Here is a 15,599-nt window from a genome sequence, read left to right as displayed (position 1 = left end):
GGTTTTGTCCCCTTCGTCTAGTGGCCTAGGACACCGCCCTTTCACGGCGGTAACAGGGGTTCGAGTCCCCTAGGGGACGCCAGTTTCAACAAGCAGTTCGCAAGGCCTGCTGCGTCGTGAGACGAAAAATCTGGGGCTATAGCTCAGCTGGGAGAGCGCTTGCATGGCATGCAAGAGGTCAACGGTTCGATCCCGTTTAGCTCCACCAATTTACAGTTCCAAGGTTCCGGCCACACCGTCCTTGGATCGATCAGTCTCAGCCTGATCAGTGTACAGAAGGTTTGTGTCCCCTTCGTCTAGTGGCCTAGGACACCGCCCTTTCACGGCGGTAACAGGGGTTCGAGTCCCCTAGGGGACGCCACGATTACCCGCTCTGCGGGATTTTTAAGGGTCATTCAATTATTGAATGGCCCTTTTGTTTGTCTGGCGTTTGGCCAAATCTCTCTTCCATCCCCTTCTTCTCTTCTGACCAGCGGTCACGCCTGTGGCTTGCCAAATATTATTATGGTAATAATATTCAACCCATGAACATCGGAGGCAATGATGAGCGATAAAAAAGCGCAAACCCGCGAACGCATTCTGCAGGCCGCCAGCGCCGCGTTGATCCAGCGCGGCCCGGCCGAACCGAGTGTGGGTGAAGTCATGGGCGCGGCGGGGCTGACCGTCGGTGGTTTCTACGCGCACTTCGAAAGCAAGGACGCACTGATGCTGGAGGCCTTCACTCAGCTGCTGGCCAAGCGTCGTGCGTCGATTGATGACATGGACGCCCAGTTGACCGGAGAGGAGCGCAGAAGCCTGGTGGCGGCGTTCTACCTGTCGCGCAAGCACCGTGACTCAACCGCCCAGGCCTGCCCGATCCCGGCGACCGTCGGTGAGATGAGCCGCCTGCCGGATGAGTTCCGCCAGGCGCTGAACGAGCATTGCGAGCTGATGGCTGCGCAACTCGCCGCCAGCCCTGAAGACACCGACAAAGCCCTGGCGGACATGGCGCTGATGATCGGTGGCCTGGCCTTGGCCCGCGCCTTGGGGCCGGGTGAGTTGTCTGACCGTGTGCTGCGCGCCGCCAAGTCGGCCGTGCGCTAGAAGAGGGCTGTCATGATGGGCACGTTAACCTGGATTCGTCGCTTCAACGGCACCCTGGGGCACCTGGCACCGCAAACGGTTGCCAACAAGATGCGCCGCGCCTTCATGACGCCCCGCGACCTGCCGCCGCGTGACTGGGAGCTGCCGCTGCTGGCGCAGTCGGAGCGCATCACCTTGCGCTTCGGTCTGTCCGCCTTGCGCTGGGGCCAGGGGCCTGCGGTGTTGTTGATGCACGGTTGGGAAGGGCGGCCCACTCAATTCGCCAGCCTGATCACGGCATTGGTCGACAACGGTTACTCGGTGATTGCCCTCGACGGTCCCGCCCATGGCCGTTCGCCAGGGCGTGAAGCCCATGTGCTGCTGTTCGCCCGCGCCATGCTCGAAGCCGCTGCCGAGTTGCCGCCGCTGCATGCGGTGATCGGTCATTCCATGGGGGGTGCCAGTGCGATGCTGGCGGTGCAGTTGGGCTTGCGCACCGAGGCGTTAGTGAGCATTGCCGCACCGTCACGCTTTCTGGATGTGTTGCGGGGCTTCACCAAAATGGTCGGTTTGCCGGCGCGGGCACGCTCGGCGTTCATCCAGGAAGTCGAGCAGACCTTTGGCATGCCGCTCAAGCATCTGGATGTGGCCCATTACCAGATGAATATCCCTGGCCTGATCGTGCACGCCGAAGACGATACGTTCGTCCCGGTCAAAGCCTCTCAAGCTATTCACGAAGCCTGGTTCGACAGCCGCCTGCTGCGCCTGGAGCAGGGCGGTCACCAGAAAGTACTGGCCGATCCGCGCGTGATCGACGCTGTGCTGGCGCTGCTGGCCGGCCGTCGTCTACAGGCGCGGCAAACGGCCTGATACACTGCCCCGGATACGTTAATCGACCGGGAGCAAGGCATGGGCTGGGATTTGGCAACGCCGTTTATCATCGATCTGCAGGTCGCCCCTGAAGACATCGACGGCCTGGGGCACGCCAACAACGCGGTGTATGTGTCCTGGCTGGAGCGCTGCGCCTGGCGTCATTCCCAGCGTTTGGGCCTGGACCTGACCGAATACCGCCGCCTGGACCGCGCCATGGCGGTGGTGCGCCATGAGATCGACTACCTGGCCGCCGGCTACGAAGGCGATGAGCTGCAACTGGCCACTTGGATCGTCGACTGGGACCAGCGCCTGAAGATGACCCGGCGTTTCCAGCTGGTTCGCCCGCGTGACGGCGTGACCCTGCTGCGTGCGCTAACCACTTTTGTCTGCATCGAACTGTCCACCGGCAAGCCCAAGCGCATGCCTGCAGAATTTCTCGACGGTTATGGTCCCGCCCTGACAGGGGGTTAACGGTTGCTGTGGGAAACCCAGTAAACTGCGCCACGATTTTTGTTGAGTGTTTTCCATGCAAATTGCTTTGGCGCCCATGGAGGGGTTGGTCGACAACATCCTGCGGGACGTGCTCACCCGTGTCGGCGGTATTGACTGGTGCGTGACCGAGTTCATCCGCGTCAACGACCGCCTGCTCACGCCCGCGTATTTCCATAAGCTCGCCCCGGAACTGCTGCACGGTGCCCATACCGCTGCCGGTGTGCCGCTGCGCGTGCAATTGCTCGGCTCCGACCCGGTGTGCCTGGCGGAAAACGCCGCCTTGGCGTGTGAGCTGGGCTCGCAGGTCATCGACCTGAATTTCGGCTGCCCGGCCAAGACCGTCAACAAGTCCCGTGGCGGGGCAGTGCTGCTCAAGGAGCCGGAGCTGCTCAACCAGATCGTCGAACACGTGCGCCGCGCCGTACCGGCGCACATTCCGGTCACCGCCAAGATGCGCCTGGGTTTCGACAGCCCGGACGGCGCCCTGGTCTGTGCCACGGCCCTGGCCGAAGGCGGCGCGGCACATATCGTGGTGCATGCGCGGACCAAGACTGACGGCTACAAACCGCCCGCTCACTGGGAGTGGATCCCGCGCGTACAAGACGTGGTCAAGGTACCGGTGTTCGCCAATGGTGATATCTGGAGCGTTGAAGACTGGAAGCGCTGCCGCGAAGTCAGTGGCGCCGAAGACATCATGCTGGGCCGTGGCCTGGTCGCGCGTCCGGACCTGGCGCGGCAGATTGCTGCGGCGCGGGCAGGCGAGGAAGTGATCGAGATGACTTGGGCCGAGATGCAGCCGATGCTCCAGGACTTCTGGACCCAATCGGTGGCGCAACTGACCGAGCGTCAGGCGCCGGGGCGTTTGAAGCAATGGCTGGCGATGCTCACCCGCAATTACCCTGAGGCGGTGGAGTTGTTTACGCTGATGCGTAGGGAAACCGACCTGGAGCAGGTCGGGCGTTTGCTGGGGATGCCCAGTCAGCGTGAACAATCGGTTACGCTGCAAGATTAGGTTTACATATATAAGTGTTTCAACCATTGCGATAGAGGGCACCGAAAGGTGCCTTTTTTTTGTCTGAAAAGTACGTTTGGCGGCATTGTCTGCCGCCTGGAGTAGGTTTCAGTCGCTGTATTGCTAAAGCCGGTGAAGTGTTATTTCGAGATATATGCAAGTGTCTATGAGTGTTTGAGTTTGACTGCAACTAAGTTTTAATTTTCTGTGATTTTTTGGTGTGCGATAAGTACTTGTGTGCGCGTCAATTAACATAGGTTTCGCATGTAAGGCGAACGTGTTGATTTCTTTAAGTTACTTTGTTCATAGGGTGTTGCCTTAAGTTTCCACTCCAGGAAGCGCTTTGGGCTTGCGCAGCCTGGGTTTTCTCGGTTTGTCCATAGGTAAACACCCCTGGCGGTCAATTGGTTTCCTTATATAAGTCGCGTTTTTTCGGAACTCATTGTCGTTACGCCCCACGAATCTTACGAGTTTTCCGAACTCGCCGTTGTTTAACGCACCCTGTCAATAACTGTCTCTCTCCTGCCATTGCAGGAGTTGGGCAAGGTCATAGGAATAAGAAAATGTCTAATGTCTCGACCCAAAAGTTCATCCCGATGAATACAGGTTACGCTCAACTTAATCAGTCCTCTGTGCAGACGAATAAAACACCTGAGTTGTCTCCTTCGATGGACAGTGTAAATAAGTTTCTGAAGGACACTAATCCCGCTTCTAAAGACACTCATGTGCCGATGAATAAGGAGTCGTTGGAAAAGTTGTTTGCCATGTTTGAGTTCGCGGTCAAAGCGATGCGTAGCATGCTCGCCGGTATGGGGGTGCTGCCCAAGTTGCCCGGTGAGTCGGATGCTCAGCCCCAGGTGAAGCCTGGCCCGGACGCCAAAGTCGTTGAAGATACGGCGGCGCAGAGCAAGGTAGCACCTGCAGCGGATACCAAGCCAAAAGTGATGCCAGCTGCTGATAATAAGGTTACCACGGATGCCGGCGTCCAACCCAAGGTCACAGCCGAAGCGGATACCAAGCCAAAAGTGATGCCCGGTGCCGATAACAAGGTTGCCATGGATACGGGAGTGCAACCCAAGGTCACGCCGCAAGCAGACGCCAAGGCAAAGGTGGAGCCCAAGCTTGATACACAAGTCACGCCAGATAGGCCTGCTCAAGTGACTGTCACGCCGGACGGTAAGCCCAATGCCAAGCAGGTAACGACTACCCTCACCGACGTTGCACAGCAGAATAAGCTGTCGTCTGATATCAACGTGACTGTGCAGGTGCAGAACTGTCATTGCCCGCATACGGACGAAAAAACCCCGCCACAACCCCGGCTCACCTCGAAAGTCGACGCGCAGCCCACGCCGCCGTCAGTGGTAGCACCAAAGGTCGATACACAACCCACGCCGCCGTCGGTGGTAACGCCAAAGGTCGACGCACAACCCGCGCCGCCGCTGGTGGTGACGCCAAAGGTTGAAACACAACCCACGCCGCAGCCGGCGGTAACGCCAAAGGTCGACGCACAACCCACGCCGCCGTCGGTGGTAACGCCAAAGATCGACGCACAACCCACGCCGCCGCTGGTGGTGACGCCAAAGGTCGATGCGCAACCCACGCCACCGCCGGTGGTAACGCCCAAGATCGACACAAAACCCACGCCGGAGATTACATCCCCCGCACCCGATAACTTGGCGGACGACTTCGCCAGGCACTCCCATAGCCGGTTCTCCAGGTCCAGCCTCCGCTCTCGCTTCTGAGCCTGCTGCCTTGAAGCGTTAAACACCTACGTAATGATCGTTCCCTGGCCGATGCGGTCAGGGAGCCTCCTCAATGAGGTATGAAGTCATGTTGTCGATCAAACATCTTCCTATTACACGACCCACTATTGATCCTTATAGCGCGTCAGGTTTTTCAGGTAGCGCTTCACTCGATTCTGCCAGCCGAAACAGTGTGCGCACTGCGACACAGGCCTCACCCGCAGAGTCGCAGCCTAGGAATATCGGGAATACCGCAGACCCCGAGGCCGTGTTGGGTATGCTTAAGGACTTGTTCATGCAGTTCTTCAGCCAGTTGCAGGCCATCTTGGATAAAGGCGTGCGCCCTCCGATGCCGAAAAACAACGACTTGCCCATTCCGCAACCCCGCGTGAAACCCGCTGACGACGTGACACTGACAGACAAGCGAAACGAATACATTCCCGGGCTCTCCAACAAACGCAAAGGTGAAAAGCCCAACAACATTTGGACTGGTTTTCGCCAGGGAAGTAATGGTAATTGCGTAACGATTTCCGCCATCAAGGCGGCGATGGCGAAGTTTGGTCAAAGCCCAAAGGATATTTACAAGTCCGTCGAAGCCAATGAGCACGGTTATAAAGTTGTTATGCGCGACGGGTTCGAATTGAAGATGAGCAAGGCCGAGTTGCAGGCGGCTATTCGCGGTTCCAACTTTGTCGGCATGAGTGATCGAGAAATGCTCAAGGATGCGCACTTCCTGTTTGCCTGTTCTGCCAAGCGTGCGCAGATGGAGAACAACGACGGATGGGCGAGCAGAAGTTTCAATGCGGCGATCGCGACGCTCAATAATGGTGAAGATGAAGACAGGAACAAGCCGGGCGAAGGCTTCCTGCGGCTGGGGTTGAAGGACCATATGAAGAGCGTGGAGGTGAGTGAGTTAGCTAATGGGTCTTTTATCGGTATGGTCAACCGGAGTGATCACTCGGTTGCCGTAGTGGATGGCCACGAGGAGATCTACGGGAGCAAGGGCGATCGACCCACGCATGGACAAGCCGTTGCGTTGATCTGATCACCTCATCTGATCCGAGTTTCCGGGCTCGAACTCTTCCACTGTTTCAGCAAAGAGTGAACGATATGAGTACGTTTGCAATTGGAGCTTTCGCGCGCTCATATCCTCTTGCGCCGCAATTATCAAACCACCCTGAAGCGTCTCGCATTCCAGCTTTTGATGTGCCGGAGCGGGGCTTTGGCGAGCATTTCAACGCGAGTTCACACAGCGCGGTCATCAAGTTGATGATGCTCAGGTTCGGCCCACGCCCTGGCGATATGTTCACCGATGTAAGGAGCAACGGTGAGGCTTACGACGTGATCATGAAAGATGGTTACCGGCTGCATCTGTCCAAACAGGAGCTGCAACAGGCAGCGTCTGCATCGCGTTTTACCGGCAGTGATGGCGATGTGTTGGACAGTGCGCATTTTGCGCTGGCGGTGTTCATCAAGCGTAAACAACTCAAGCGCGGCAGTACGCCGGATCTACCCGATTTTCAGTCGATGCTGACGGAGTCTCTGCAAGGTGAAACGACCTTTAATATGCTCAAAGGTATGGGTTTATCCCGTCATCTTCAGCATGTAGCCACCGCAACGGTTGTGGCTGAGGGCGGGGAAGGCGTAGCAGACAGCTATGACGCAGGTTCATCCCTGATTTATGCCGGCAAGGCGCATCAATTTGGCGGGGAGCGCTCACCGGATCGAGCCTACATGTATACCTTGATGAGCGACAACGCGCCGAAGCCTCCCACGGTCCCGGCCCCTGATGCACCTATCGTCGTACCCAGGGTTGACCCGGCCACCTCGAAGGTCCGACCCGAGGCCGCTGGGGTTATGAAGGGCTTCATTGAGGGGGTGCGAAAATTTGGCGAAGTATTTGACCTGAGCAGCCATACCGCGGTCATCAAGCTGATGATGCTCAGGTTCGGCCCGTCGCCCTCCGATATGTTTGAGCGTGTCGAGGCGACCGCTACGGGGTACAGCGTCACTATGAAAGACGGGTTTGAAGTGACGCTGTCAAAGCAGGAGTTGCAGCGCACTGGCGCAGCGTCAAGGTTTTCCGGGCCAGATGTGCAAAAGGTCGCCGATGCCAATTTCATGCTGGCGGCCTTTGCCAAGCGCAAACAGGTTGAAGGCAATGCTGAGTTTGATGCCGTGCTATCGAGCACTTTGTGCGGAGAGCACATTTACAACGTCTTGAAGGGCATGGGGCTGACCGGCTTTTTGCGGGTTGTGTCGCCCGAAAAACTACGAGAACCCCACAGCGTCGGCGTCACCCCTACCTTCAACTATTCAGGCGCGCTCGTCGTGAATGGCATCAAGCATAGCAACGGTGAACAAGCGGCGGTCAGCAAGGATTACGGCTACCAGCTTGCCGCAGACGTCCCCGTCGACCCCAACGGTAAGCCTGCGCAGTTCTCGGCGGTGCCCGTGGGGGTCAAGCCTGCCGATATCTGGCGCGGTTTCTATCAAGGCGTTGAAGGTAACTGTGTCACGGTGTCGGCCATCAAGGCCGCGATGATGAAGTATGGACAAAACCCTCTGGGGATCTTCAAGCGTGTCACTGAAACGCCAGAAGGTTTCAGCATCGCCATGCGTGATGGTTGCACGGTGCGCCTCACCCATGCCGAGCTGAGCCAGGCACGAGAGGCTGCCAACTTCCATGGAACGGATAAAGGCCTGATTAAGGATGCGGTGTTCCTGTATGCCGCGAGCGCCAAGCGCGCCCAACTGGAGAACCATGAGTTTCGCGCCGGCGCGGGCTTCAATGCCAAAACGTTGAATGATGGGGAAGTCCCGGGCGATGCGTTGCGACGCCTTGGCTTGTATGCATTCACTCGCGCAAGCAGCGTGGAGGAACTGGCGTCAGGCGTGCCAGGCACCCTGGCGAACTTCGGGCATTCCGTTGTTGTGGTAAACGGTGCCCTTGATGCTTATGGAGACAAGCGTAACTTGAACGGTTCGCACTGGATGCGAGAGGACGGTCACGCCTTGAAGCTGGTTTAACCCCGCCCATCTCCCGCGAGCAAGCGTTCCCTGAATCCGATCATGGGCAGCGGTCGGCTGTGCAAATACCCTTGGTACAAATGGCAACCCAGGCCCTGCAGGAAGGCGAGTTGGTCCTGGGTTTCCACGCCTTCGGCAATCACCTCCAGGTTCAGGCTGCGGGCCATGGCGACAATGGCGCGGATGATCTCGGCGTCGTTGGGGTCATGGGTGGCGTCACGCACGAAGGATTGGTCAATCTTCAGCGCGTCCACCGGCAGGCGCTTGAGGTAGGTCAGTGATGAATAGCCGGTGCCGAAGTCATCCATCGCAAAGCTCACGCCGAGTTTTTTCAGGCGGCGCATTTTGCTGATGGTGTCGTCCAGGTTCTGGATCACAATGCCTTCGGTGATTTCCAGTTTCAACAGGCTGAATGGCAGTTCGTGCTGCTTGAGGCTGCGCTCCACCCGCTCCACGAAGTCGTTCTGGCGAAACTGCCGCGGACTGATATTCACGCACAGGCTGAAATTCAACGGGTCCACCAACCCTTCCGCGATCAACTGTTGAAACGCGGCGCAGGCTTCATCGAGGATCCACGTGCCGACTTCAAGGATCAGGCCACTGTCCTCCAGCACCTTGATGAATTCGGAAGGCGACTGCGCGCCCAACTGCGGATGCTGCCAGCGCACCAAGGCCTCGGCGCCGACGATGCGGTTGCCGCGCGCGTCCACCTGCGGTTGGTAATGCACGCTGAATTCGCCGCGCGACAGGGCCAGGCGCAGGTCGGTCTCCATACGCAGGCGTTCGCTGGCGGTTTTTTGCATGCTGTTGTGGAACATCTGCGTGGTATTACGCCCTGAGTCTTTGGCGCGATACAGGGCGATATCGGCACGCTTGAGCAAGTCCGCCGGCGTGGAACCGTGATCGGGAATCAACGCGACGCCAATGCTCGGCGTGACCTGCAAGCGATGGCCATCCAGAAACATCGGCTCTGAGAGCAGCTCGCGCAAGGTGTCGGCCAGTTCCTGGACCTGGCGGCTGACTTCCGTGCGCGTGCCATCCAGGCCGCTGAGCAGCACCACGAACTCATCGCCACCCAGGCGCGCCACGGTGTCTTCCATGCGCACGCTGGCTTCCAGGCGGGCGGTGACTATCTTGAGTACGGTGTCGCCCACCGGATGGCCGAGGGAATCGTTGATGTGCTTGAAGTGGTCAAGGTCGAGGAACAGCAGCGCGCCGCGCAGGTTGTGCCGCTTGAGCAGGGCGATCTGCTGGCTCAGGCGGTCCATCAACAGGGCGCGGTTGGGCAGGTTGGTCAGCGGGTCGTGATAGGCCAGGTGACGGATCTGCGCCTGGGCGTTTTTCAGCAGGCTCACGTCCCGTGCGGTCAGCAGCAGGCACGGGGTTTCGTTGAGGGTGATGGGTTCAACCGAGACTTCTACCGCCAGTAACTCGCCGCGTTTGTTGTGCCAGAGCATTTCCAGGTGATGGATGCGACCTTTGATCTGCAATTCGGCCAGCAGCGCGGCACGCTGGTTCTCGTCGGCCCAGATGCCGATCTGGTAGAGGGTCAGGCCAATGGCTTCCTCGGCGCGATAACCGGTCAACCGGCAGAAACCGTCATTGACCTCCACATAACGGCCGGTGTCGCGCTCGGTGATGGAAATCGCATCAGGGCTGGAATGGAAGGCCTTGGCGAATTTCTCTTCGCTGGCCTTGAGCGCGGCTTCCGAGCGTTGTTGTTGAGTGATGTCGCGCAAGGTGGTGACGATACATGGCTGGTCACCCACTTTGATCAGCCGGCTGGAAATCACGCAGGTCAGCGCCTGGCCATTTTTGTGATGCACCACAATTGCCACATTGCTCAGTGCCTGCTCGCGGATCACCCGTTCGATCCGTTGCAGGCGCTTGCTGGATTCGTCCCACAGGCCGATCTGCTCGGCACTCTTGTCGATCACTTCGGCGGCCGTCCAGCCAAAGGTCTGGGTAAACGCGGGGTTGATCTCGATAAACGCGCCGCTGTCCAGGCAGGTGACGCAGATCGGGTCGGGGCTGGCCTGGAACAGGCTGGCGAATTTTTCTTCGGAGGCGGTCAGGCGTTGTTCGCGTTCGACCTGGTCGGTGATGTCGAGCAAGGTGCCGGCCATGCGCAGCGGTGCGCCGTGCTCGTCGCGGTACAGGCGCGCACGACTTTCGAGGTAGCGCGAGCTGCCGTCCTCCATGGGCACGCGATACGTCAGTTGATAGTTGCCCGCCGGGCCTTCGCGCAGGGTGCGGTAGGCGTTGCGCATGCTCTCGCGCTCGTCATCGGGCATGCCTTCGAAGAATGCATCGAACGACTCATGGAAGGGTTCCGGTGGCAGGCCGTGCAATTGGGCGGCGCGGGCCGAGCCATAAAGCATGCCGGTCGGGATGTGCCAGTCCCAGGTGCCCAGTTGCGCTGAGTCCAGGGCCAGATCGAGGCGTTCCTGGCTGTCCTTGAGGGCTTGTTCGGCGTTTTTGCGCTCGGTGGTGTCCAGAAAGGTACTGATCAGGTAGGCCTCGCCTTCCAGCTCGACCTTCTGCGCGCTGAGGGTGCCGTCGTGGATCTGGCCGTTGCTCGCGCAAAACTGCACTTCCATGGTGATCGGCTCGCCCTTGCGCTGGGTGGCTTTGACCAACTGCGCGCGTTGCTCCGGGTGACGCCACAGACCGAGGTCCAGGGTGGTGCGGCCGATGGCGTCGGCCACCGGCCAGCCGAACAGCATTTCGAAGTACTGGTTGGCCTCGCTGATCAGGCCGTCGGCCTGGCGGGTCAGCAGGACCATGTTCGGGCACAGGTGGAACAGCGTGGCAAAGCGTTTTTCGGAGTGGCTGAGGGCGGCTTCGCGGTCGCGTTGGTGGGTGATCTCGCGGATCACTCCGATCATACGGCGCCGCCCCGCCTTGTCCGGCGCCAGGCTGCCGTTGATTTCCAGCCAATGCAGGCTCCCATCCGGCCATTGGATACGGTGATGCATGGCCTGTTCGAACGGCTCGCCCGCCAACACTGCATGGAACGCCCGCACCACGCGGGCGCTGTCTTCGGGAGCCAGCAGGTCGAGGTAATCCAGATCCTTGGGCAGCGGCTGGCGTGGGTCAAAGCCAAACAACGCCTGGGTGCCCCGTGACCAACTGATGCGGCCGGTGTCGATTTCCCAGCACCATGCCCCCAGCCGGGCAGCATTAAGCGCTGCCAGCAATTGCGGGGCGCTGTCCCAGCTTTGTTCCGCCGCTTGAGGGTCAAGGGCGTAGATGCGGGGCAGGGGTGGCACGGAATCGACGGGGTTGCGCATTATCAAAGGGCCTTGGCTCAATGGGCGTTCGGCGCGGCTTTATTCAGGCCTTTAGGCCGCACAGCTTCATGCCGGTATCCCTGGCAGATCGACCTGTGCATCCAATAGGCTCATGAAAGCCCGCGCAGCGTTCGACAGCGTCCTTTCGGTGTGCACGATATAGCCTAGCTGGCGACTGAGCTGTATGCCCGGCAAAGCGATACTTGCCACCTGATCATCCAGCATGGTGCGTGGCAGCACGCTCCAGGCCAGGCCGATCGACACCATCATCTTGATGGTTTCCAGATAGTTAGTGCTCATCGCGATGTTTGGCGTGAGGCCCTGGGCCTCGAACAATCGGCTGACAATATGGTGGGTAAAGGTGTTGCCTCCGGGGAAAACGGCGGGGTGGCCGGCAATATCGGCCAGGCTGATGCTGCCGTTGCTGATCAGGCTGTGTTCCGGTGCGACCACAAAATCCAGCGGGTCATCCCAGACCGGGGTGGCACGTACCAGGTTGTGAGGATCGGGCGCCAGGGTGATCACCGCCACTTCGGCACGGCCATGGAGGATTTCTTCGTAGGCCACTTCCGAATCGAGGAACTGAATATCCAGCGCCACATTCGGGTATTCCCGGGTAAACGTGCGCAGCACCGGCGGCAAGCGATGCAGGCCGATGTGGTGACTGGTGGCCAGGGTCAGGCGGCCGCTGACTTCGCCAGTCAGGTTGGTCAGGGCGCGGCGGGTGTCGTCCAGCACGTTTAGGATCTGATAAGCGCGCGGCAGCAAGGCCCGTCCAGCCTCGGTCAAGCCGACTTCGCGACCCAGGCGATCGAACAGGCGCACCTTCAATTGTTGTTCCAGGCCGGCAATGCGCTTGCTGATGGCCGGTTGGGTCAGGTGCAGCCGTTCACCGGCGCCGGAGAAGCTGCCGGTCTCGGCGATGGCAATAAAGGCGTTGAGGTTGGCCAGGTCCATTGTGGTATTCCAGTTGGTAATCCAAAGCATAAAAAATATGAATTTGAGTTATTTAATGTAGCGCCATACCATCAGCCTCACAAGCCAAAGGGTTATTGAAAAGCCCGGCATAGAGAAACACCGCTGATGAGGACCGACTGATGGCCGGCAAAACGCTTTACGACAAGCTTTGGGATTCCCATGAAGTGAAACGGCGCGACGATGGCTCGTCGTTGATCTATATCGACCGTCACATCATCCATGAAGTGACCTCGCCCCAAGCATTCGAAGGCCTGCGTCTGGCCGGGCGCAAGCCTTGGCGCGTCGACTCCATCATCGCCACACCCGACCACAACGTGCCGACCACCCCTGAGCGCAAGGGCGGCATCGAAGCCATTGCCGACCAGGTGTCGCGTTTGCAGGTACAGACCCTCGACGACTACTGCGACGAATATGGCATTACCGAATTCAAGATGAATGACGTACGTCAAGGCATCGTGCACGTGATCGGCCCGGAGCAGGGCGCGACCTTGCCGGGCATGACCGTGGTCTGCGGTGACTCCCACACGTCGACCCACGGTGCTTTTGGCGCCCTGGCCCATGGCATCGGCACTTCCGAGGTGGAACATGTGTTCGCCACCCAGTGCCTGGTCGCCAAGAAGATGAAGAATATGTTGGTTCGCGTTGAGGGCAAATTGCCGTTCGGCGTAACCGCTAAAGACATCGTCCTCGCCGTGATCGGCAAGATCGGCACCGCCGGCGGTAACGGCCATGCCATCGAGTTCGCCGGCAGCGCCATTCGCGACTTGTCCATCGAAGGCCGCATGACCATCTGCAACATGTCCATCGAAGCCGGTGCCCGTGTGGGCATGGTGGCGGCGGACGAAAAGACCGTTGAGTACGTCAAGGGTCGTCCTTTCGCTCCGGCAGGCGCGGATTGGGATGCGGCGGTAGAAGCCTGGAAAGACCTGGTTTCCGATGCCGATGCGGTGTTCGACACCGTGGTCGAACTCGATGCTGCCCAGATCAAGCCACAAGTCAGCTGGGGCACTTCGCCGGAAATGGTCTTGGCCGTTGACCAGAATGTGCCGGACCCGGCCAAAGAGGCCGATCTGGTCAAGCGCGGTTCCATCGAGCGCGCCTTGAAGTACATGGGTTTGCAGGCCAACCAGGCGATCACCGACATTCAGTTGGACCGCGTGTTCATCGGTTCCTGCACCAACTCGCGGATCGAAGACCTGCGCGCTGCCGCAGTAATCGCCAAAGGCCGCAAAGTGGCGTCGACCATCAAGCAAGCCATCGTGGTGCCGGGTTCGGGCCTGGTCAAAGCGCAAGCCGAAGCCGAAGGCCTGGACAAGATCTTCCTTGAGGCCGGTTTTGAATGGCGTGAGCCAGGCTGCTCGATGTGCCTGGCGATGAACCCGGACCGTTTGGAATCGGGCGAGCATTGCGCGTCTACGTCCAACCGTAACTTCGAAGGGCGTCAGGGCGCCGGTGGGCGTACCCACCTGGTCAGCCCGGCCATGGCCGCTGCGGCGGCCGTCAACGGTCGTTTCATCGACGTTCGCGAATTGATCTGAGGAATACCCGATGCGTGCTTTTACCCAACACACCGGCCTTGTCGCCCCTTTGGATCGCGCCAACGTCGACACCGACCAGATCATCCCCAAGCAGTTCTTGAAGTCGATCAAGCGCACCGGTTTCGGCCCGAACCTGTTCGACGAGTGGCGCTACCTGGACGTGGGCTACGCCTACCAGGACAACTCCAAGCGCCCGCTGAACAAGGACTTCGTGCTCAATGCCGAACGTTACCAAGGCGCCAGCGTATTGCTGGCCCGTGAGAACTTCGGTTGCGGCTCCAGCCGTGAGCACGCGCCGTGGGCCCTGGAAGAATACGGCTTTCGCAGCATCATCGCGCCGAGCTATGCCGACATTTTCTTCAACAACAGCTTCAAGAACGGCCTGTTACCGATCATCTTGACCGACGCAGAAGTCGACGAGCTGTTCAAGCAGGTGGAAGCCGAAGAGGGCTACCAACTGACTGTCGACCTGGCCGCGCAAACGGTGACCCGTCCGGACGGCAAGGTGTATCACTTTGAAGTGGATGCGTTCCGTAAGCACTGCCTGATCAACGGCCTGGACGACATCGGCCTGACCTTGCAGGACGGCGATGCGATTGCGGCGTTTGAGGCCAAGCACCGGGCGAGCCAGCCTTGGTTGTTTCGCGATGCCTGATTTGCGGTAGACCGTGCTGGCCCCATCGCGGGCAAGCCCGACTCCCACATTGGATTGCATTCCAACTGTGGGAGCTGGCTTGTCGGGTCGCCGCATCGCTGCGATAGCGCCAGTACCAACACCCCAAAACCCAAGGAAAAGCACCATGACCAGCACCGCCCACACCCAAGTCGTGCAAAAACAATTCGGCGAGCAAGCCTCCGCCTACCTGAGCAGTGCCGTGCACGCCCAGGGCACCGAATTCGCGCTGCTGCAGGCCGAACTGGCCGGGCAGGGCAATGCGCGACTGTTGGATTTGGGCTGCGGTGCCGGTCATGTCAGCTTTCATGTAGCGCCGCTGGTTAAAGAAGTGGTCGCCTACGACCTGTCCCAGCAGATGCTCGACGTGGTTGCCGCTGCGGCGACAGATCGCGGTTTGGACAACATCCGCACCGTCCACGGCGCCGCCGAACGCCTGCCATTCGCCGATGGCGAGTTCGACTTCGTGTTCAGCCGTTATTCGGCCCACCACTGGAGCGACCTCGGCCTGGCCCTGCGCGAAGTGCGCCGCGTACTCAAACCGGGCGGTGTGGCGGCGTTCGTCGACGTCTTGTCACCGGGCAGCCCGCTGTTGGACACTTACCTGCAAACCGTCGAAGTGCTGCGTGACACCAGCCACGTGCGTGATTATTCCGCCGCCGAATGGATGCAGCAGCTCAGCGAGTCCGGCTTGCATGTGCGCACCAGCAGTCGCCAGCGTCTGCGCCTGGAATACACCTCGTGGGTCGAGCGCATGCGCACGCCAGAAGTACTGCGCGCTGCCATCCTTGAGTTGCAGAAGGCGATGGGCCAGGAAGTGCGCGATTATTACGAAATTCAGGCCGACGGCACCTTCAGCACCGACGTGCTGGTGGTCTTTGCCGAACGCTGATTGATTTTTCCCGA

General features: G+C 59.5%; 12 protein-coding genes and 3 tRNA genes. 13 read left to right on the top strand and 2 right to left on the bottom strand.

What is annotated here, in order from left to right; genetic code table 11:
• The first annotated feature begins 6 nt into the window (after positions 1 to 6).
• From OZ428_RS22865 to OZ428_RS22820, 10 genes are all read left to right on the top strand, one after another.
• Positions 7 to 82: transfer RNA gene (locus OZ428_RS22865), tRNA-Glu, on the top strand.
• A 50-nt stretch (positions 83 to 132) separates the two neighbouring features.
• Positions 133 to 208: transfer RNA gene (locus OZ428_RS22860), tRNA-Ala, on the top strand.
• A gap of 77 nt (positions 209 to 285) precedes the next feature.
• Positions 286 to 361: transfer RNA gene (locus tag OZ428_RS22855), tRNA-Glu, on the top strand.
• 182 nt (positions 362 to 543) lie between these two features.
• On the top strand, positions 544 to 1,083 hold the full coding sequence (locus OZ428_RS22850) for a TetR/AcrR family transcriptional regulator (protein ID WP_010209050.1): 540 nt from the start codon (positions 544 to 546) through the stop codon (positions 1,081 to 1,083).
• 15 nt (positions 1,084 to 1,098) lie between these two features.
• Complete coding sequence (locus OZ428_RS22845) at positions 1,099 to 1,932, top strand: alpha/beta hydrolase (RefSeq protein WP_025999754.1); 834 nt, start codon at positions 1,099 to 1,101, stop codon at positions 1,930 to 1,932.
• Positions 1,933 to 1,971: 39 nt separating this feature from the next.
• Complete coding sequence (locus OZ428_RS22840; RefSeq protein WP_269131393.1) at positions 1,972 to 2,406, top strand: acyl-CoA thioesterase; 435 nt, start codon at positions 1,972 to 1,974, stop codon at positions 2,404 to 2,406.
• 55 nt (positions 2,407 to 2,461) lie between these two features.
• Entirely contained in the window at positions 2,462 to 3,439 is a 978-nt protein-coding gene (locus OZ428_RS22835; protein WP_038845577.1) for a tRNA dihydrouridine synthase, read from the top strand.
• A 563-nt stretch (positions 3,440 to 4,002) separates the two neighbouring features.
• Entirely contained in the window at positions 4,003 to 5,181 is a 1,179-nt protein-coding gene (locus tag OZ428_RS22830; protein ID WP_269131392.1) for a hypothetical protein, read from the top strand.
• Positions 5,182 to 5,476: 295 nt separating this feature from the next.
• Positions 5,477 to 6,226 carry a hypothetical protein gene (locus tag OZ428_RS22825; protein ID WP_330911108.1) on the top strand — a complete coding sequence of 250 codons (750 nt, stop codon included), beginning with the start codon at positions 5,477 to 5,479 and terminating at the stop codon, positions 6,224 to 6,226.
• 65 nt (positions 6,227 to 6,291) lie between these two features.
• Positions 6,292 to 8,211 (top strand): hypothetical protein, encoded by a 1,920-nt coding sequence (locus tag OZ428_RS22820; protein WP_269131391.1) that lies wholly within the window; start codon positions 6,292 to 6,294, stop codon positions 8,209 to 8,211.
• Here the strand turns inward: OZ428_RS22820 and OZ428_RS22815 are convergent.
• Together OZ428_RS22815 and OZ428_RS22810 are read right to left on the bottom strand one after the other, a co-directional pair.
• Complete coding sequence (locus tag OZ428_RS22815) at positions 8,208 to 11,504, bottom strand: EAL domain-containing protein (protein WP_269131390.1); 3,297 nt, start codon at positions 11,502 to 11,504, stop codon at positions 8,208 to 8,210. The genes OZ428_RS22820 and OZ428_RS22815 overlap by 4 nt on opposite strands.
• Positions 11,505 to 11,570: 66 nt before the next feature.
• Positions 11,571 to 12,461: a LysR family transcriptional regulator gene (locus OZ428_RS22810; RefSeq protein ID WP_038845586.1), complete on the bottom strand. Its 891-nt coding sequence runs from the start codon at positions 12,459 to 12,461 to the stop codon at positions 11,571 to 11,573.
• A 140-nt stretch (positions 12,462 to 12,601) separates the two neighbouring features.
• On the opposite strand from OZ428_RS22810, the gene leuC reads away from it, so the two are divergent.
• From leuC to OZ428_RS22795, 3 genes are all read left to right on the top strand, one after another.
• A complete protein-coding gene (gene leuC / locus OZ428_RS22805) occupies positions 12,602 to 14,020 on the top strand; it encodes a 3-isopropylmalate dehydratase large subunit (protein ID WP_028617121.1) in 1,419 nt (472 codons plus the stop codon).
• 10 nt (positions 14,021 to 14,030) lie between these two features.
• The gene (gene leuD / locus OZ428_RS22800) at positions 14,031 to 14,675 is read left to right on the top strand and encodes a 3-isopropylmalate dehydratase small subunit (RefSeq protein ID WP_033901804.1); all 645 of its coding nucleotides are present in this window, start codon (positions 14,031 to 14,033) and stop codon (positions 14,673 to 14,675) included.
• Positions 14,676 to 14,820: 145 nt separating this feature from the next.
• Entirely contained in the window at positions 14,821 to 15,585 is a 765-nt protein-coding gene (locus tag OZ428_RS22795; protein WP_269131389.1) for a class I SAM-dependent methyltransferase, read from the top strand.
• Positions 15,586 to 15,599: the final 14 nt, after the last annotated feature.

Origin of the sequence: Pseudomonas sp. GXZC, assembly GCF_026967615.1 — a bacterium.
Lineage (GTDB): Bacteria > Pseudomonadota > Gammaproteobacteria > Pseudomonadales > Pseudomonadaceae > Aquipseudomonas > Aquipseudomonas azotoformans_A.
The sequence above is the reverse complement of the archived record's forward strand: the minus strand, read 5'-3'. Positions and strand labels throughout refer to the sequence as shown.